The 20,642-nt window shown below is 44.0% G+C and carries 13 protein-coding genes; 3 read left to right on the top strand and 10 right to left on the bottom strand.

Features of this window, described 5'->3' with window-relative positions; translation table 11 throughout:
- Positions 1-365 precede the first annotated feature (365 nt).
- Positions 366-2,231, bottom strand: a complete 1,866-nt coding sequence (metG, locus tag GAVG_RS00745; protein ID WP_004112755.1) for a methionine--tRNA ligase — start codon at positions 2,229-2,231, stop codon at positions 366-368.
- A 209-nt stretch (positions 2,232-2,440) separates the two neighbouring features.
- On the opposite strand from metG, the gene GAVG_RS00740 reads away from it, so the two are divergent.
- Both GAVG_RS00740 and GAVG_RS00735 read left to right on the top strand, forming a co-directional pair.
- Complete coding sequence (locus GAVG_RS00740; RefSeq protein ID WP_029600579.1) at positions 2,441-3,295, top strand: hypothetical protein; 855 nt, start codon at positions 2,441-2,443, stop codon at positions 3,293-3,295.
- A complete protein-coding gene (locus GAVG_RS00735; protein WP_004113848.1) occupies positions 3,285-3,596 on the top strand; it encodes a variant leucine-rich repeat-containing protein in 312 nt (103 codons plus the stop codon). The genes GAVG_RS00740 and GAVG_RS00735 overlap by 11 nt, the downstream gene beginning before the upstream one ends.
- Here the strand turns inward: GAVG_RS00735 and rsmI are convergent.
- The gene (gene rsmI / locus GAVG_RS00730; protein WP_009994267.1) at positions 3,591-4,484 is read right to left on the bottom strand and encodes a 16S rRNA (cytidine(1402)-2'-O)-methyltransferase; all 894 of its coding nucleotides are present in this window, start codon (positions 4,482-4,484) and stop codon (positions 3,591-3,593) included. The two genes, GAVG_RS00735 and rsmI, sit on opposite strands and share 6 nt — an antisense overlap.
- A gap of 155 nt (positions 4,485-4,639) precedes the next feature.
- Here rsmI and GAVG_RS00725 point away from each other — a divergent pair, with 155 nt between their 5' ends.
- Positions 4,640-5,485, top strand: a complete 846-nt coding sequence (locus GAVG_RS00725) for an alpha/beta hydrolase (protein WP_009994265.1) — start codon at positions 4,640-4,642, stop codon at positions 5,483-5,485.
- A 671-nt stretch (positions 5,486-6,156) separates the two neighbouring features.
- Here GAVG_RS00725 and GAVG_RS00715 read toward each other — a convergent pair.
- From GAVG_RS00715 to GAVG_RS00675, 8 genes are all read right to left on the bottom strand, one after another.
- Positions 6,157-9,087 carry an SdrD B-like domain-containing protein gene (locus GAVG_RS00715; RefSeq protein ID WP_009994263.1) on the bottom strand — a complete coding sequence of 977 codons (2,931 nt, stop codon included), beginning with the start codon at positions 9,085-9,087 and terminating at the stop codon, positions 6,157-6,159.
- 495 nt (positions 9,088-9,582) lie between these two features.
- On the bottom strand, positions 9,583-11,100 hold the full coding sequence (locus GAVG_RS00710) for a formate--tetrahydrofolate ligase (protein ID WP_004112767.1): 1,518 nt from the start codon (positions 11,098-11,100) through the stop codon (positions 9,583-9,585).
- Positions 11,101-11,312: 212 nt separating this feature from the next.
- Positions 11,313-12,920 (bottom strand): C69 family dipeptidase, encoded by a 1,608-nt coding sequence (locus GAVG_RS00705; protein ID WP_009994262.1) that lies wholly within the window; start codon positions 12,918-12,920, stop codon positions 11,313-11,315.
- A 208-nt stretch (positions 12,921-13,128) separates the two neighbouring features.
- Positions 13,129-13,680 (bottom strand): YbhB/YbcL family Raf kinase inhibitor-like protein, encoded by a 552-nt coding sequence (locus GAVG_RS00700; RefSeq protein WP_009994261.1) that lies wholly within the window; start codon positions 13,678-13,680, stop codon positions 13,129-13,131.
- 335 nt (positions 13,681-14,015) lie between these two features.
- The gene (locus GAVG_RS00690) at positions 14,016-15,203 is read right to left on the bottom strand and encodes a DNA polymerase III subunit delta' (RefSeq protein WP_009994257.1); all 1,188 of its coding nucleotides are present in this window, start codon (positions 15,201-15,203) and stop codon (positions 14,016-14,018) included.
- A gap of 26 nt (positions 15,204-15,229) precedes the next feature.
- Positions 15,230-15,931 (bottom strand): dTMP kinase, encoded by a 702-nt coding sequence (gene tmk, locus GAVG_RS00685; protein ID WP_004118180.1) that lies wholly within the window; start codon positions 15,929-15,931, stop codon positions 15,230-15,232.
- 21 nt (positions 15,932-15,952) lie between these two features.
- The gene (gene topA, locus GAVG_RS00680) at positions 15,953-18,811 is read right to left on the bottom strand and encodes a type I DNA topoisomerase (protein WP_009994256.1); all 2,859 of its coding nucleotides are present in this window, start codon (positions 18,809-18,811) and stop codon (positions 15,953-15,955) included.
- Positions 18,812-18,981: 170 nt separating this feature from the next.
- Positions 18,982-20,103 carry a PAP2 family phosphoesterase gene (locus GAVG_RS00675; protein WP_004113828.1) on the bottom strand — a complete coding sequence of 374 codons (1,122 nt, stop codon included), beginning with the start codon at positions 20,101-20,103 and terminating at the stop codon, positions 18,982-18,984.
- Between the last annotated feature and the right edge of the window lie 539 nt (positions 20,104-20,642).

The raw sequence follows: 20,642 nt of genomic DNA, 5'->3' as shown, positions 1-20,642 counted from the left end.
GCGAGTCACCATTTCATGCTGAGGTTCGCTTCATTCGCTGCGAAAAATCTCGAATCTCCACCACACTTGGCAGAAATAAAGGAACAAATGGTAGGGTAAGCGGCGAACAGTTAAAAAAGATAAAAGAAGCCCGGTGGGAAAGAGAAGACCCACCGGGGCAGAGAGAAAGAGAGAAGAAGGTTTCAGTTATGGGGTTCGCGAACGAACCTCACTGATGGATAACCATCAGCAATACTCATTATAACCACACTTTTCTCGCAAAACACGCATATAACCTAAAAATTTCCTTAAAAAATTTTTTAAATCCTGATAGTCAACCTATTTTTTGTTACATGCATCACTATAACTTAAAATTTTTCGTTTAATCACTTAGATTCTAGTGATTTTTTAGCTGCAGCCAATCTTTCTTCGTCAGCTTTACGACGAGCGGCAAGCGCAGATTCAAAACGCTCAAGCTCCTCATCAATAGCCTCTTTAGGAATTTTGGCAAAAATCGGAGTTGGCTTAGCGACAGGTGTACCAGTCACTAATTCTTCGCTCTCCCATGGGTGGACAGTTTCGCCAAGACGATAGTCGCCAGTAATAATCGGATACTTAAAATCTGGATTATCTAAGTCAGTCACCTCTTCAATTCTTGGCAGAGGCGAGAACACACCCGTACCACCAAGAGCTTCCCACACTTTTTGCGCAGAATGCGGCAAGAATGGAGCAAGTAAATGATTAGCATCAGAAACAGCTTGAGCTGCAACGTGCAAAACAGTACCAAGACGTGCTTCATCATCTTTAATCTTCCAAGGCTCAGTTGCAGAAATGTACTTGTTGATATCCGACACAACACGCATTGCCTCGTTAAGCGCATTCTTCTGATGATGACGTTCAATCAAACCACCAACAATCTCAAAAGCATTAGAGGTTTGATCGAGCAAAGCGCGATCCATATCTGTCATTGAATTTTCATCCAGAGCAGGAATCTCTCCGAAATTCTTATGAATCAAATTAGCGACACGATTTACCAAATTACCCCAGCTGGCAGCAAGCTCTTCGTTATTATGACGAACAAATTCTGCCCAAGTAAAGTCGGCATCAGAATTTTCAGGACCAGCAATAGAAATGTAGTAACGCACAGCATCCACAGGATAACGCGCCAAAATATCCTTCACGTAAATCACAATTCCACGCGAAGAACTGAACTTCTTGCCTTCCATAGTCATAAACTCAGAAGCAACAACTTGCTCAGGCATATTCAACGGGCCATAAACTCCAGCCTCGCCACCCTTAGAGCCAGCGCCATTATATGCAAGCATTTCTGAAGGCCAAATCTGAGAATGGAAGGTGATGTTATCTTTGCCCATAAAGTAATAGCCAGGAGACTTAGGGTCACACCACCAATCGCGCCAAGCATCCGGCTTACCTTGACGGCGTGCCCATTCAATAGATGCAGACAAGTAGCCAATAACAGCGTCAAACCACACGTACAGGCGCTTATTCGGGTTATCAACCCATCCTTCTACAGGAACAGGAATACCCCAGTCAATATCACGAGTTATAGCTCGAGGCTTAACTTCCTTAAATAATCCAATCGAGAAGTTAATAACATTTGTACGCCAACCATCCCTTGAATTAAGCCAGCTTAAATTAGCATCAGCTAAAGCAGGCAAATCGAGGAAGTAATGCTCTGTTTCTTCAAATCGCGGAGTTTCGCCGTTAATCTTGGATACAGGATTAATAAGCTCATCTGGATCAAGCTCATTACCGCAAGCATCGCACTGGTCGCCTCTAGCTCCATCCGCGCCGCAAAGTGGGCATGTGCCCTCAATGTAGCGATCTGGAAGAGTACGACCTGTAGAAGGCGAAATCGCAACCTTTTGAGTACCCTTATAAATGTAGCCGTTCTTTAAGCACTGACGGAACATCTCTTGAACAACGTGCTCATGATTTGCTGTAGTCGTGCGCGTAAACAAATCGTAGCTTAAACCCAAATCGCACAAATCTTTAGTAATCACGCGATTATAGCGGTTAGCAAGCTCCTGAGCACTAACGCCTTCTTTATCTGCCTCAACTAAAATCGGCGTGCCATGTTCGTCTGTACCAGAAACCATAAGCACGTCATTGCCCTTCATACGCTCATAACGCGCATACACGTCTGAAGGAACACCAAATCCTGCAACGTGACCAATATGACGAGGGCCATTTGCGTAAGGCCATGCAACATTCACCAAAATATGACTCATAGCCAAATATTATCTTGTTCAGCGAGGACACCTTAATAAAAAACATATACACATATGCACATTTTTTAATGTAAAAATGCTTAAAAATCCACTTTTACACATTTCGCAAAAATCTTATGGACAACATGAACAAACGTATCTATTCTGTCTAAAACCATATGTCTAAAAAATTATTCCCAATCATTATGTCTAACAAGAAAGGAGGGATTATGAATAACGAAGCAGAAATTATTGCAAACAAAACTATTAACAATTCGACTAATACTACAAGTAAATACACATGCAAAACAACCGATAAGCGAACAAATAAAAGAACAGATAAACCCACAATCAAGCCAATCGCTAAAAATTTAAAAAAGACTTCAAGACAGACTTCAAAAAGCAGAAACTATGATGCGAATAAATACAGTACGACTAAAGATATAGCTCAAGAAACAAAAATAATTCTTGAAAATTACGACAATAAAAATCAACACATTGACATTAGTAAAAATCTTCCAACCTTACTAGACACAACGCATCTGCCAGGACCATTGTGCATGAAGAAATTATCTAAATTCGGAGCTTTTGAACGATTGTCAATAAGAAGCGGATTTGCACATTCCACTGCAAAGTCCATTGAGGGGCGGTGCAAAATACTCAAAAAACTAATACCACGAGACTCTGCAGCATGCATGTTTACAGCATCATGGATTTGGCTTGGAGGAACAATTCCAAACATATTAGACATTATCTCTGGCAGCCATTATCGTGTAGTGCCACATGATCATCCATTACGAGTATTCAGACGAAAATTGTTGAAGAGAGAACAAAAGGTGATTAAAGATTTGCGCATAACATCTCCTGCTCGAACAATCTGCGACATAGCATTAACACCATCTAAAAATATTTACGACGAGATACGCAAAAAAGACACAATTTTCAATCTGATTCAAGAATATGGCACAAGCTTTAAAGAATGCGAAAAAATCATAAATAGCAACCCACATTTTCCAGGAGCGCAAAAAGCAAAAGATTGGCTAAAAAACGTTATAGAACAGGAAGATATTTTTTATGAATATTAATATTGAACATTTAAATCAAGTACAAGAAAATACAGAAAATTTCCATAAAACACAAACAAAAGATCTACCACCAAAACCGCCAATTATTCTCACAGAACAAGTAGCATGCTGTGAAAATACAGACAAAGAAATACTTTGGCACATAGCGAGAAACATTCCGCACTTACGAAAATGGGTTATAGCAAACCCAGCCGCTGACGCAAAAATACTGGAGTATATTTCACAGAAAGGAGGTCCAGATGTTAAGCATAGCTTAGACGTACTTTTAGAAAGCTATGATTACGCGAAACAGATTTCATGACTTGATGTTTAAACAAGCAGCATAAACTTCTTTACGATTCGCAAAAGAACCGTCTGAAAGAGGATTTTGTGAAACAATACGCGTTATAGCATCTTTAATACGCAAACCCTCATTTTGCGAAAGATCGTAAGACATTTGCGCAAGCTGTTCAACGCTCAAATCAATGTTTCGCTGCTTGATTTCTTCATCGCTAGCTCCCGCAATCACAAGAACAATTTCTCCGCGCGGAGGGTCGTTTTCTACGCTTTTGCATATTTGAGAGATTGTTCCTCGCCTTATTTCCTCAAAATCCTTTGTAAGCTCGCGACATAACGCCATTTTGCGATCTGCGCCAAAAACTGCAAGAAGATCTTCCATTGACTCCGCAATTCTGTGCGGCGCCTCATAAAAAACGATTGTTCGCCGCTCTGAAAGAAGCGAGCGCAAATGCTGCTGTCTGTCTCCAGATTTACGCGGCAAAAAACCTTCGTAGCAAAAACGGTCTGTTGGCAAGCCAGAAAGCGCTAGAGCATCTAGTACGGCACTCGGCCCAGGAGCGCAAGTAACAGGCAAATCGCGCTCTATTGCACGGCGAACGATCGCAAGCCCTGGGTCGTTAATCGTAGGCATACCAGCGTCGGAAACAACAAGAACGGTATTGCCTTGCTCAACCTTGTCCAGCAAGCCATCTGCCTTATTGTGCTCATTGTGATCGTGATATGCAATAACTTGCCCAGAAACATGCACGCCAAGGCGATTTGCAAGATCGTAAAGCCTGCGCGTGTCTTCCGCTGCAACAATATCCGCGGTTTCTAGAAGATTAATCAAGCGCGATGAAGCATCTCCCATATTGCCAATAGGAGTGGCTGCAAGAACAACTTTACCTAAATTATCTTCTTCATTACGCATCTTAAATCTCCTTATGAAACTTCTTAAGACTCTACACGAATTTATAAAATAACGCACTTAAAAAATAAGATATTTGATTAGAATTATGCTTAGTAATTGCGCTTAGTAATTATGCTTAACATGAATTGCAAATAAGCAAAACGAAAAGAGATACCATGAAGATTATAGAACGCCAAATTAAAGGCATTGACGGTAGTAACGCGCTTCTTACTGGATATGTTTTAGACGACAACTTAGATAGCGAAGGGGATCAAACACGCCCAGCAGTGCTGATTTTGCCAGGCGGCGGATTCTTGCGCGTTTCTAATCGCGAAGCAGAACCTGTTGCTATGAAGTTTGCTGCTGCTGGATTCCACGCATTTGTTCTGCGCTATTCTCTTGTGCCTAGTGCACACCCGACTCAGCTTTTGGAAGCAGCACAAGCTATGCAATTGATTCGCAATAATGCAAAAGAATGGCATGTAGATGCGCAAAAAGTGGCGATTATTGGATTCTCTGCAGGAGGCCATGTTGCAGCAAATCTTGCGACTAGCGTTAGCGACGATGTTGAAGAAACAAATGGATACAACGCAAATGATGTTCGTCCAAACGCTCTTATGCTTGCTTACCCAGTGATTTCCGCTGGCGAATACGCACATAAGCCAACTTTCGACCGTCTTTTTGGAAGCGTAGATTCTAACACTCGCGCGCAACTCGTTGAACAGCTTTCGCTTGAAAACCACGTTGATTCTAAGACTCCACCTGTGTTCGTTTGGCAAACGATTACAGACCAAACGGTTCCAGTTCAAAACTCAATTATGTTTATTAATGCTTGTGTTAAAGCTGGCGTAAGCGTGGAAGCACATTTGTTCCCTAAGGGTCCGCACGGCTTGGCTTTGGCTGTTAAAGAAACTGCTAAGCGCGATGAAAATGGCGCAGTGATTCCTGAGTTTGTACAGCCAGAGGTTCAGCAGTGGATTGATCTTGCTTGCGATTGGCTTCGTCGCACATTTGCGTGCTAATCGACCTGTCTTCGAGCTTAGAGCGTAGCGCGGTTCCATTGCTTGGTATTGCGCGAGGTTTGATGTATTTCTCTCCTCGCAAGTCCCGTCGCTGCGCTCCTCTTTTATTGCTCGTATAGAAATACATCAAACCTTCTGAATATCTAACACTTTTGCGTATCTTTTATCACCGAGATTCTTGATTTTTCTTGCTGCTTCAGCGAATCACCATTTCATGCTGCGAATCGACTTGCATGAGCGCTTAAAGCGTAGCGCGCGAATGCACTTCGATTCGCTGAGCTTGCTCAAAGCTGAAAGCACAGTGTGCTTTCAACGCAAGCGAAGACGTGAGCGCGCTGTAACGCGCGAGCGATACACCTCTTTCGCTGCGAAAAATCTCGAATCTCTACCTCACTTGCGCTCCGACCTGCCTTTTCGCTTAAAGCGTAGCGCGCGAATGCACTTCGATTCGCTGAGCTTGCTCAAAGCTGAAAGCACAGTGTGCTTTCAACGCAAGCGAAGACGTGAGCGCGCTGTAACGCGCGAGCGATACATCTCATTCAGTGCGAAAAATCTCGAATCTCTACCTGGTTTGGCGTAATCATGTAGTGCGCTCAGGCAGGTCGTCGCGCAAACGCACTACACAAAATTGCAAGTCGACGTTTTATATTATTCACCTGAATTTTCTACGATTATTGCCTGTGCTTGCCCTTGCAGAAATAACTCTTTATTTTATTTGTAGCACCCAGAGCGAGCATAGCAACGGACGCAACAGCTGTGAAAACTGTGCTTACGCCAGTGTTTACAAGCTTATCCCTCACATGCTCTTGCTTAAAATCAGCATTATTATTGTCAAACGAACTTTCATTCGACTGACTATTATTGCTATCTAAATCATTATTAATGTTTGGTATCGGATTATCTGATTCACGAATCTCAGAGTGATTAGGTCCTGAAGAATCCTCCTTAGGCTGGGAATCCTCATACTGAGGGGGATCATTAGACTCTGTGTCATCAGTATCAGGATCCTTAGGAGTATCAGACTTAGGATCATCAGGCTTAGACTCAGGATTCTTAGGGTTCTCATTGTCCTTCGGATTTTCAGACTTAGGATTAGTATCCTTTGGATCAGGATCTTCAGGCTCATCCTTCTTAGGCTCATCATTAGGCTTAGGATCCTTAGGCTCCTTCGACTCAGGCTCCTTAGGAGTATCAGACTTATCATCCTTAGGTTTCGTAGGATTATCAGGCTTCTTAGGATCTTCAGGTTTAGTATCAGGTACATCCCTATCCTGATAATTTGGATTATTAGGCTTATCCTTAGGCTTTGGATCATCCTTCTTAGGATCAGGAGACTTAGGAGTATCAGGTTTTACAGGATTGTAATCCTTAGGATCAGTCTTTTTCGGCTCAGGATTTTGCTTTGGCTTATTATCAGGATCCTTAGGCTTATCCTTCTCAGGATTAGGATCCTTAGGCTTAGGGTCCTTAGACTTCGGCTTATCCTTCTTAGGATCCTTCGGATTAGGATTTTGCTTAGGATCCTTAGGATCTTCATGTTTAGGCTGCGGATTCTTAGGCTCAGTATTTGGCTTAGGGTCCTTAGGCTCATCCTTCTTAAAAGCTCCAGCATCAATATGCTTTTTATCTTCGCCAGCAGAAAGACTTATATTGCCAACATATGAGTTTTTTGAAGTTGAATTATCAGTTTCTGAAGATACGTTTTCTATAACAGACCTATCCGTTACAGGCTCTCCAGGAATCGCGTCAGAATCTACAGAGGAATCTGACCCTTTATGCGTATATGTAAAACCAAAATATTCACTACCTTCTGGAAGTGTGAATTTAACAACATAGCTTCCTGGCAGCAAATTAGTAAATTCGTAGTATCCATCAGGCGAAGTAGTGGTAATAGGCTTAACTTCATTGCCATTTATGTCGATTACTGTACTATCTCCATACTGTTTAACAAGCTGTACTTTTGCACCAATTATGCTCGACTCCCCCTTATCTTGAATACCATTATGGTTAGCATCAAACCACACGCGTCCACTCAAAGATGCAGGAATAACGATTTCAATAGGAACTGTGCTAACTTTGCTGCGATTGCTGCGCGCATACGTTGCAACAGTCTCCTGAATCTTGTTAATAATTGGCGGATATTTCAAAGTACTATCTGGATAATTATCATTACAATCTAACGCACGATAATACGATTTTATAGATGCGCTTGCTTTTCCACTCATCCAAATACCGTTGCTAATATTATCAGGACCAAACACAGTTGAATCTGGGTTAAATTCTCCAGATATTAGCAATTCAGAAGGTCTGCTTTGTTCTGGAACAGTTCCCCAACCATCGAAATATTTAGAATCCAAAATATCGCCGAAAACTTCAGTATTCTCATAAGCAACTTTTTCTATTCCGATATTGCCCATAATTTTACGAGCTTCAGCATTGTTGTTAGGCGAACGGAAAACTGTTAAATGATGATTTTTAAGAGCTTGCTTAGTTCCATTTAAAGTATAGTCCTTAGAACCAAATGGAATTTTAAATCTCAACTTAATCGGATTATTGTCGTTCCCATTGCGATAAATAGTTACGAATTGGTTATGCTCAATATTTGCAGGTATTAATTGTGGTAACCAAACACCATTCTGCGACTCAACCATAGTGCTTCTACTGTCATAATCGACGCCGCTCGTTTCCATAGATAGCCCAGTGAACCAGAATCCATAATCATCTCTGCCGTCCCATCCAGTTACCAGATCCGAACGCACTAAGCATGGATTATCTTGAAGTATCTTATCGTTTGGAAAATCTTTTAATCCGCCGATTGTCGAAGTATATTCTATAGGCGTTGGGAAAGGCATATAAGACACTCTGCCTTGGATTAATGGTTTCACACCTTTTTTGTAATTTTGCAAATCAACTAGATCAGAAGTATTTGCATTACTGTCGACTACTGTGGGGATTTCAATGGAAACTGTTTGATTATTTTTTACTACATCACCATTGGATAATACATTGCCAGAGTGGTTCACGCCTTTTATGGCAGCAAGGTATGGCATTTCGTTTGCAAAATCAGAGGACCACTCGTTGTAATTAAAGTAGACGTCAAAAAGATTATAGTTACCGAGATTGTGGTTATCAAACGACTTAGAATCTGAAATCTGTACTACTTTATTTGCAACACTGCCAGCATCAACAACAAAATCATTTGCGTTTACTGTAAGAATTTTCGGAATGGCTAGTCGAAGATATGGTCTAAAAACATCGCCAGCTTCAGGAACAATAAATTTGGCTGTAGCCCGGAGCGTAAGCTTGCTACCTGGACGCAGAATTTTATTAGTTTTATTCGTATCCGCATGATTGTCAGTAGAATCTCCATCAACATAGCTGATTGAAGTTCTTACTTCTGGAAGTTTCCCATCTGGCTTGCCGAAATGCTGGGTAGGAGCAGGAATTAAATCAATGTTGTTAATACTGGATTTATTCGTTGGAATGTTCTCACGATTAGTGAAAGCATTATCATTGCTCGACTGAGCTAACGCCGAAGAAGATAAACTTGCTGTTAATAACGTGGCCGTTAATAAGCTAGCTGTCACTATTTTCATTTTCATTAAGTATTTTCTCCCTTCGCTCATGAAAATAGTTATGAGACAAGCCACGAGTAAAACACTAAAAAATTTATTTTTCAAACTGAAAATTGTCGTAAATTTTCCGACAACTAAAACCCTTTTTATATTTATGGAATCGCCGAATAAAAAAAAAACACCTTCGGCGAGTCTGAAGAAAAATTTAAATTAATTAAGATAAAATACGAAAAATATACATGTTAACTCTCTTATAATAAAGCTAAATCGTAATATTTTCTGTTGTTATAACAATATGATGATTAAATGATATATGTGAGGTTTTTCACATTTCACAATATTCTACAAGTTCAATACACAAATATCTTTACGACAAATACAACATGGATCCTATGTAAAAGATTAAAAGACGTTTATAAACAACGTTTATAAAACAGAAACGTCGTCCTCACACCGTGATTGATGTGTTGACGACGTTTTGTTATTTGTTATTTGTTATTAATAAGTAATATTTAAAAGCAATCACACGATTTTTGGCATTGGCGTTGTTAGTGAAGATGTAAGGTTGACTTGAACAACCCCAGCTCCAGCGTGAACTTCTACTTTCTTTAAAGTTACAGTGCGAGAATCTTCAGGCGCGTGATCGTCATCAGTCATGGTTGCTGGCGACTTTACAGCAACAAGAGCCAAGCTATCAAAATCAACACCAGCCTTATTGCACAAATCCTGCGCTTCCTTCAACGAATCAGCAAAACCTGCTTTGTCGATTACGCGCTCAGCAGGCACACCATACGCCTCGGAGCAAAGCAGATTAATGCGCTCGCGAAGCGACTTTCCTCGCCTACTTTCTGGAACTTTCGTTTCAGCATCAGCGGTAATCACAGACACAAAATCGTCTAGCTGATCCGCCAAGCCATCTCCGCCATCTCGGAAAAGATTACCAACAATCGGCTTACGGAATCCCAAAGTCTTAGCTTGCTCAAGCAAATCTGGAACTTGTCCATCTTCCCCTTCCCACAAATTAATCAGAGGGAAAGTAGGAATATCAAGCGACTCAAGGCGCGAAACGTGGAACGGGTAACGCCACGCAAGCGTTTCGTCATCTCGCCAAGTAGTTGCACGAGTAACAACAACCGCAGCAGCAGGCCACTTTGCGCCAAATTCGCGAGCAGCAATATCTAGCCACTTTTGCGCACCAGCATCCGTGCCATAGCCTGCTTCCACAACAACAACATCGTGCAACGCACAAGCCATTTCAACGCTTACAAGGCTTGGAATACCAAGAGATACGTTGGCAAATGGCCCGCAATGAACATAAATCGGAGAACCATTAATCGTCTCAGTTTTTGCAGGCTTTACAGCATCGGCAAGAATATTTGTGATTCGCCACAAGTCAACAAAATCGCCAAATTTAACAGGATTCCCGTCTTTTGTGCCAGCAATCATGGCAGCAACGCGATTTGCGATTTCTTCCATGCTTCTCGAAAGCACTACAATTTGCATAAGCTCACAAGTTGGCGTTAACACAACGCGCTCCGCAACCGTGCTCTTGCCAAAGTCAACAGCAATACTACGCAAAGATCTTGAAGGTACTTCACTTACGCGCGGCACTAAAATCGTGTCTAAAATACCCTCGTCAATCGCTTTTTCTGCAAAAGAAACAAGCAAATTCTGCGCACATTCAATGGCAGCCATTTCTCCGCACAATCCCCAATCGATTAGCTCAGGGTGCGAAAGTGAGGACTTTCCGCCGCCGCTAGCGCCGCCTTTTGAACCCGCTGCAGTAATGCCCATGCTTGGCTGGCGCAAAACAGCCGCCGCATCTACCCCGCGTTCGCGCAACGCGTCTACCAGCGCAATAGTGGTAGTTGTTTTGCCTTCTCCTCTAGAAGCCTTAAGAGGAGTATCAGCTGTAACGAGTAGCACTTTACCGTGCTTTTTTTGCTCACTTGGATTCTTCTTTAAATAATCCATAAATCCGAAGGCGTCTATTTTTTTAACTAATCCAAATTGCGTAGTAAACGAATCAAGAATGCTCATATTCCCCACTTTCATAAGCAAAAAGCCTAGTAGATGCCCAATAGTGTTCAATAACAAACGTTCAATAACAGATGCCCAATAAACGCTCAATAGTAAACGCGCATAGCTAATGTAAATGAACAATTTTTATACTATACGATTGCATGGGCGTGGTATAACAATATTACATTAAAACTATGCGCGTTATCACTAATGTCTATAACAGCTTGCGATCAGTGATCGGAACGATTAAAACCATTCTTCATACGCATGCTAGTTATGTACAGCACTGTGTCAAGCAAAGAATCTGTTTCTTTCTTCAACTTTGCTGCCATATCGTCGTTCGCTTCAGCCAAAGCTTCACGCACTTTGTCGTTACGAAGCTCTGCAATAATTGCTTCAGGATCGCGAACTAAATCATCGTAATCTTCGCCTTCATTACCTTCACGTTCTGGTTCGTAATCCTTCAAAGAAACGCCAAGAAGATCTGCCGCAGCAGCATCCGTAGACTTAACCATTGCGTGACCAAGGGAACCGACAACTTCTTGGTAACGCTCAATCGCGTTTGCAGTGTCGTTAAATGCGGCATCCGCAAGAGCTGCAATAATGCGATTCTCCCAATAGAAGTTTTCGCTTGTTACGCGAGTAGTCGTATCTTCCAAATACTTTGGAGTTTCGTTTACATTTGGATAGAACGGCACAAGCGCATTAAATGGGTTAGAGCCGTACGCCATCCACTGAATTGTGCGGAACGCTTCTGGCACGTAAGGGCGGATTTGCATAACAGCCAGCTGACTTTGACGATTGATGCCGATTGGACGGAAAAGATGACGAGTATGCTCATCGCCAAGCTTGTCGTAAGGATCGTACTCAGTTCCCTGATAGTGCGAGCTAAGCACGTACTTAACGTCTTCAACCGTCACTTTGCGCTCAGGCTGACGCGCCCACGGAATATCGTTGCTATCTGGCTTGTGATCCGCGTCTTTGCCATCCCACACTTCGTCATAAGGATTCAAGAAACGCTCCATAAACCACGCGCGCGGCGTGTTGTACACATGATCAGCGTCTGAATGAGAGCCGAAAGCATCTCGAGGATTAAATGGCGAAGCGTTTTCTACCGACAAATCTAAGTGGTTTTCTTCAATAAACTCAAGCAAATCAGCCGAGCACATGTGCTCTTCTTGGTCTCCCAAAGCATCTTCCAAATCGAACTCGTCAATTCCAAGCTGGTTTGGCATAACAACATACGCCTCGTCTGGAACGCGCTTAGCAATCCAGTGGTGTCCGCCAACAGTTTCCATCCACCAAATCTCGTTTACATCCGAGAACGCAACGCCGTTCATCTCGTAAGTGCCGTACTTTTCTAGCAACGCGCCCAAACGCTCAACGCCTTCGCGAGCGCTACGAATATAAGGCAAAACAAGCGTTAAGAAGTCTTCTTCGCCAATTCCGCCAGGCACTTCTGGCTTATAATCAGCGTCACCTTCTTTGCCTTGCGCTTTTTGAAGTTCTACCATTGGGTCTGCGCCCAGCACGCGCTCGTTGGATGTAAGCGTTTCGGTTGCGCTCATTGCCACGTTTGCTTCGTTAACGCCAGCTTCTCCCCAAATTCCTTCGCGCAAGTCTGCGTTTGGAACGCTTGTGTATTGCATTGGATTATCTGGAAGCTCTACTGTTACGTGGCTAAGCACGGACTTATAAACGCGAGGCTGGTCTTGTGGCTTAACTACTACTAAGCGCTTTGGGTTAAACTCTCCATTTGCGGAGTCTTCGTTACGCGCAATAAGCGTGGATCCGTCGTAGCTCGCTTTGCGTCCTACTAAAATTGTTGTGCATGCCATATTTGCATCCTCATTTTTCTAATTTTTGATTATTTTGGTTATTTGATTATTTTAGATAATTTTGTTTGTTTAGATTAGTTTTGCTTAGTTTTGACTATTTTACACACGCGCATCTAGTCGTAAGCTGCTTGCGATTTGCCAGCGCGAAGTCATATAAAGCCTAAACCTAAAGCCTAAATCCTATACTCTAAGCTCTAAATCTTAAGCTCTAAGCTTTTCCTCGCAAATATAATCCGTTAACGTCTACATACGAATCATAATGCCTGATTTCATTCATCATTTCGTTAAGGTAGAAGCCCTCTTTAAGATTTGCAAGAGGCTTTTGCGTGCCGAACACTTCTAGCATGTAGTCGTGATCCTTGTCTGGCGGCTGCGGGCCATTGTAGCGCATTGTAATCGCAGGGTCCGTGCATCCCACAAATCGGCTAGCTTGCGAGTTTCGCCCTTGTACAACTTCTGGAATCATGGTTGGCATTGTGCGAGAAAAGTCTTGCGGAATTTGCAAAGCGCGCGAGTCGTTAAAGTCAAACATAAGCGCTTCCACTGGAACATTTGCTACAACCCAATGAATCCACTGGAATCCGCACACTGGTATAGCGTCGTCGTCTACAAATCGCCAATGCAAGTAGTGCACAAAATCAGGCAACTTGTCTACATAAAATGGAAAAGATACGACTGGAACGCCGTTAATCTTGTTTTCTTCCGGCGCAGCTTTTGCAAAGTTGTCTGGAATAGTGGTGAAATCTGCAGAAATATTCATAATTTAAGTATCTACTACCGCTGTGACTATGCGCGCCAACCTGCCGTAGCGCTTAAAGCGTAGCGCGCGAAGGCAATTTGGCGCGCTGAGCAGCTCAAGGCAGAAGCACTGCTTCTGCGCTGCGAAGACGTGAGCGCAGCTAATCTGCGCGAACGACACGACCTACCTTTTCGCTTAGAGCGTAGCGCGAAAAGGTAATTCGGAGCGCTGAGCTTGCTTAAGGTTGAAAGCACGGTGTGCTTTCAACGCAAGCGAAGACGTTCGCGCGCTTAGACCGCGCGAACGTAGAAACACCCAGCCCTCATACAACAATACCAAGCAAAGACGCTAGCGCGTTACAGCTTGCAAAAAAGCGCTTCAAAAACAAGCGTTGCGTTTCCATTGCCAGCAAGCCGCTTTTTAGCCACCGAAAGCGCATCAAGGCATTTAAGCGCGCGCTCTGCTGTAATTTTTTTAGAAAGCTGAATAATCTCTGCTTTAAATTCTTGATTCACAAGTGGCGTTTGTAATTGCGCATTGTTTAGCACAACAAGCACATCTCTGTACACGCTGCAAATCGCATCTATTGCGCGGTTTAGAACATCTCTGCTTACGCGAGTCACTTTGCGCTTAACGTCGTCTTTTTTGCCAATCGCATTGTATGCGCTACGAATTTTAGGCGGAATTTTATCTGTTGGCTTAATGCCATTTATGCGCAAAAACTCGCTTTGCTCTTCTTCCACAGATTTTTGCACTTCTTCTTCTGCCTGCGCTTTAGCATCTTCGATTAGCGTTTGCGCAAGCATAATCGCATCTATTGCGCTGCTAATGCGCAAAACGCTAGCAACAAGCTCTTCTCGCCCGCTTCTAGCACGCTCGCTTGTAGCATAAAGCATTGCCAAATCAACGTTTCCTTGCGCAATTCGTGCAACGCTCTCCGCTGTTTTTGCATCAACGTTCGAGCATTTTTGCACGTATTCTTGCACATCTTGGTCGCTTGGTTGCACCAAATTCACTATTTGAGACCTGGAACGAATTGTTGGCAAAACATCTGCCGCGCTTGCCGCGCAAAGAATCCATATTGTGCGAGGTGCTGGCTCTTCGATTTCTTTTAGCAAAACGTTTGTTGTTCTCTCAAGCATGCGCCCAACGTCTTCGATTATTATGATTCGCCACGGTGCAACACTTGGCATTTGCTCGGATATTGATACGAGTTCGCGCACTTCGTCAATGCTTACTGTAACTTTGTCCGTGCTTAAAATGTTTACGTCTGGGCTTGTTCCAGCTAATACTTCACTTGCGATTTTATCTGTGTTTATTTGAGTGTTTATTTGAGTGGCGGAGTTTTCGGCGGCGCGGTTGCTTGCGATTTTTCCACTCGATTGCAATGCCGCTGCAAACGCTCTTGCCACTTTTGCACACCCGAATCCAGTAGATCCGCAAATAAGCCATGATTGCGCGATTTTGCTTGAATCGCCTTGCGCTACTTTTTTAAGGCGTTCAACAACTTGCGCTTGACCAACTACCGATTCCCAAACGTCCATTGCTAAAATCCTATAGTCCTAAAATCCTAAAATCCTTGATTTTCTGGGGCTTCTGGCGATTTTTTGTCACCTATTCCAGCATTATCCATCAACTCGCACATGTCTTTAGCAATCAACTTAGATAAGTCGCAAGCTGGCAAAGTGGCGTCTAAAACGCAAAATCTTTGCGCATTTTGTTTAGCAAGATCTAAGAACGCTTCACGCGTGCGGCGCGCAAAATCAAGCCCTGCACTTTCCATGCGATCCGCCTGCCCATGCAATCGCACAGCAGCATCTTTCTCGCTCATATCTAGCAAATACGTGCGATTGGGCCAAAGGCAATTAGATGCCCACTCGCTTAAATCGCGCACGTCTTGCATAGTGAGCTCACGCCCCCCAGACTGATACGCTAGCGATGAGTCAATGTAACGGTCCGTTATAACCACCGCACCGCGCCGCAAGGCTGGGATGATGATTTGCGCAGCATGTTGAGCGCGATCCGCAGCAAACAGAAGCGCCTCGGTGCGCGCAGAAATCGCTCCGCCGTGTAGAAGAATGTTGCGCAACTGTTCGCCCAACGGTGTTCCGCCAGGCTCTCTCGTTACAACAACCTCAAGTCCGCGTGCTTGCAAAAAATCACGCAAAGCCTCAACTTGCGTGGTTTTCCCAACGCCGTCTATACCTTCAAAAGATATAAAAAGACCTTTGTTTAAACCGCTAAGCCCGCTGTTTTTAAGACCTATAGCCATTTTTGCATACCTCTACCAGGTTTACTCGCCTTTAGACGTGGACTTTTTTGCTGTGCTCTTTTTTGCAGCAGGCTTTTTAGCGGCCGTCTTCTTTGTTGCCGTCTTCTTTGTTGCCGTCTTCTTTGCAGCAGTTCTCTTGCGCTTTACAGGCCCTGCCGCGCGCTTTTGCGCCAAAAGCTCAAACGCAACCTGTGGCTCAATCGACTCAGGCGTGTACTGCTTTGGAAGCGTGCGATTCGTAACGCCGTCTGTAATATAAGCTCCATAGAAGCCGTCTTTAATTACCACTGCTTTGCCGCTTTCTGGATCTTCTCCAAGCTCCCTAAGCGGCGGTTTTGCGGCTCCACGAGTGCGCTTTGCATACTTCGGTTGAGCAAAAAGCTCCTTGGCTTCGTCTAAAGTCACACTAAAAATCGCGTCTTCGCTTGCAAGCGAACGATTGTCTGGCTTGGCATCCGCAGACGCTGCCGAATCGCCAGCATCCGCGCGCTCGTAAGTCTTAGTCAAATAAGGTCCGTATCGACCATTATTCGCCTCAATCTTCGCGCGCTTCACTTCGCCTTGCTCATCAACTTCTTCCACAACGCCAACCAATCGAGGCAAATTCAAAAGTCGCAAAGCATCTTGCAAAGTTATTGTCGCAGGGTCCATTGTTTTAAACAAAGACGCCATTTTTGGCTTAGCTTTAGCAGACTTTTTAGATTTTGAAGAAGACTTTGCGCCAGTTTTAGCAGAATCGTCGGATGCTTGCGACCCATCCTCATCCGAGGCTTCAACAAGAGCAACGTACGCTCCAAAACGCCCGTTCCTAACTTCTACGCTGCCGCCAGTTTGCGGATCCGTACCCAAAACGCGCGGACCGTCGGAGTTGTTCTCAATCAAATCTCGCGCAACTTGCTCAGTCAACTCGTCTGGAGCCAAAGTACTTGGAATCGAAGCTCTGCGCGCATTGCCCTCTTCGTCTAGATTCTTCGTATCTTCCAAATACGGGCCGTATCTACCTACGCGCACGTGCAATCCGCCGCCAATATCAATCGTGTTGATTTCTCGAGCGTCAATCTCGCCAAGCTGATCAACTTGTTTTTGCAAACCTTCATGCATTGCAAAGTCGCCAGCAACCGCCCCGTTATCTCCAAAGTAAAACTTGTAAAGCCAATCTTTACCAGCTTCCTCGCCATGTGCTATGCGGTCCAAACCATTTTCCATGTCCGCCGTAAACGCATAGTCAACGTAAGTTGGGAAATTAGATTCCAAAAGCTTAATAACAGCAAAAGCAAGCCAGCTTGGAATCAACGCGCGCCCACGCTCATACACGTATCCGCGATCAATAATCGTGGAAATAATGCTAGCGTAAGTAGACGGCCTACCAATCTCCTTAGCTTCAAGCGTTTTAACTAAAGACGCTTCCGTGTAGCGAGCTGGCGGCTGAGTTTCATGACCATCCGCGCTAACTCGCAAAGCTTTAAGAACATCGCCATTAGCCATAGGCGGCAAAGCCTTAGACTGCTCGTCTTCGCTAAATCCGCCAAACACCTTCATAAATCCAGCAAACTCAATCACGGTTCCAGAAGCTTGGAAATTAGCCGTTCCAAAGCTGCCAGCCGAAGCATCTAGCTTAACTGTAGCTGTAAAACCAGTAGCATCCGCCATTTGAGAAGCAAGAGTGCGCTGCCAAATAAGCGTATAAAGTTTAAGCTGATCGGCAGGGAGAACACCAGCCAAATCCGCAGGATTTCTAAACGTAGATCCAGCAGGACGAATACACTCGTGCGCTTCCTGAGCGCCTGCAGAAGTCGTAGCATACTGTTTTGGAGAATCCGCTAAATACTCGTCTCCGAAACTAGACTTAACGCAATCTCGCGCCGCAAAAATCGCCTCTTTAGAAAGCGTTACAGAATCAGTACGCATGTAGGTTATGTAACCGTTTTCGTACAAAGATTGAGCCGCGCGCATAGTTTGGCGAGAGCTCATCGACAAGCGGTTTCCAGCAGTCTGTTGAAGAGTAGAAGTTGTAAACGGAGGCAATGGGCGGCGGCGATACGGCTTAGTGTCCATTGAGCTCACAACAAAATCAGCCGCGCCAAGACTCTGTGCAATCGAACAAGAATCTGCCTCATTCAAATAGTGCGCTAAAGCAGATTCGCCCTTAGTTTTTTGAAGCTCGCCAAGCGAATTAAAATCTTTAGAAGCAGCCAAACGCTCTCCATTTAGAGCCATCATTCGCGCCTGAAAATCAACGCCATTTGCGCTCAAATCCGCACAAACATCCCAATAGCTCGCCTTTTTAAACGCCATTCGCTCGCGCTCGCGCTCAACAATCAAACGCGTTGCAACAGATTGCACTCGCCCAGCAGAAAGACCCGGTCCCACTTTACGCCACAAAACTGGCGAAAGCTCGTAGCCGTACAATCTATCCAACACGCGGCGTGTTTCTTGCGCATCAACCATATGGTCGTCAACGTTTCGCGTGTTAGCAAGCGAAGCTTGAATCGCATCTTTTGTAATCTCGTGAAACACCATGCGCTTTACTGGCACTTTTGGCTTAAGTGCTTGCACAAGATGCCACGCAATCGCTTCTCCTTCGCGGTCCTCATCAGTTGCGAGGAACAATTCGCCCGACTTTGCGAGCGCAGCCTTTAAATCCGAAACTGTTTTCTTTTTATCCGCGCCAACAACATAGTATGGCTCAAAACCATTGTTTACATCTACGCCAAACTTGCCAAATTCTGCCTTTTTAGCAGCTGGCACCTGACTTGGCTGTGCTAAATCACGAATATGACCCACGGATGCCATAACAGTGTATCCGTTTCCAAGATATCCGCCTATTTTACGCGCTTTAGTGGGAGACTCCACAATGACAAGCTTGTTCTGCTCTGTCATACGCTCTCCTTTCGTACAGATGCATTTTGTATGCATATTCCGCGCTTTTACTACTCAATCCACGCAAACTCTAACGCAATACGCGTTTCATATTCAACAAAATCAACAAAATCAAACTTTGCGAAATATCAGCATATACTCCTATATATACCACTTTACTTATTTTTTATTCAATTAGACGATAATCTTAACAATAAATCGTCCTCATCTTGACGTTTTGGAACTTCGCTTTTTGAAGGAGGAGTAGGCGGAGCACCAACTAATCCTAGCCTACTTAAAGGAGCTGCACTGGATTGTCTAAGAACCATCAAAACGCCGAAAGTCAAGCTACACACTCCTGCTACAGCCCAATATGCACAAGAGTGCGATACCCCTATAGCCCATTTTGCACCTAAATCTATTCCTGGCATAATCTGGTAAATCATGTACGAACAGTAAGTTAGGCAGATTATTCCCATTGTGATCATTGCGCTTCCAACGATTTGCACGCTTATAGATGATCTTCTTGAACCTGGCACGTCCATTCCAGATGATCTTGTAAAAATCAACACTGTTGATGTTACAGCACCAACTATGAGCACGGATATCATAACGTCTGCCGGCCTGTGCCATCTGCCTCCCAAAAGAGCTATGGCAAGCAGAAATGTGATTATTGCTGAGCCAAGTGCAACCCATGCTCTAAAAGCGCGACTTACAGCGCAAACAAGCAGCGCGCACGCAGCCGCCATTAGTAGCATGTGACCAGACGGAGCGGAATTTTTTGCAAGCGTTGCTACATTTACTAGGATCGGACGCGGAAGCACACGTTTTAGAGGCTCTGCAGCTAGAGATAAAACTAGTATTACAGCGCATTGCGCAATCAGCCACCAGCGTTTTCTTATGATTGATATTATTGCTGCCGCAGCGCAAATCAAGGCAGATAAGACTATAACGAGTATGGAACTTCTAAGCGGAGTTAGTACAACAGACAGCCACGACGGAATGGCACTATATCCAAAAGTACTAATCACCATTTCTTCATACGACTGACCTATTGCGGTTCTAACGGCTAGAATCCACATGATTGATGCAAAAGATGCAAAAAGAACAGCACACAGCGCACACAAAGCTATTGTTGATATTCTAGGACGATTCATCAGCGGATCGAGCTTAGAAATATCTTGATTAGCCTCGCTGCTTTGAGAATTTTGACTATTTTTGATATTTTCACCAATGCCGCTAATTTGGCTATTATCACTGTCGTCGCTGCCATCACTAATCTTGCTGCCTTCAAATAGACTCATACCAAGCATTTTATCAAACAACACTCCACTCGCTACAGGGTTATGTAGATTACGCCAAATGTGGTGGAGATTCGAGATTTTTCGCAGCGAAAGAGATGTATCGCTCGCGCGTTACAGCGCGCTCACGTCTTCGCTTGCGTTGAAAGCACACTGTGCTTTCAACTTTGAGCAAGCTCAGCGAATCGAAGTGCATTCGCGCGCTACGCTTTAAGCGCTCATGCAAGTCGATCCGCAGTCCTCCGATGGTGACTCGCCGAGAGAGCAAGAAAAATCGAGAATCTCGGTGATGAAAACTACGCAATTGTTCAAGCATGTAAGAGGGCTGGGTGATTCTTGGTCGAACAATATAAGAGCGGCAGCCGATACCAAATAGTCCAATGATCAACCACTACAAAACAAACTTCAACCAAAAAACAAAATCAAAGACAAAACGGAACAACCGCAACAACAAGAAACACACAAGAGGCGGAGCGTTGTGAGACAAGAAACACCCAGCCCTCGCGCAACAACAAATGGGTAATATCGCTTGCGTTATATTTGCATCACGA

It is taken from the genome of Gardnerella vaginalis ATCC 14018 = JCM 11026, assembly GCF_001042655.1.
Taxonomy (GTDB): domain Bacteria; phylum Actinomycetota; class Actinomycetes; order Actinomycetales; family Bifidobacteriaceae; genus Bifidobacterium; species Bifidobacterium vaginale.
This window is presented reverse-complemented; position numbering and strand designations above follow the sequence as displayed.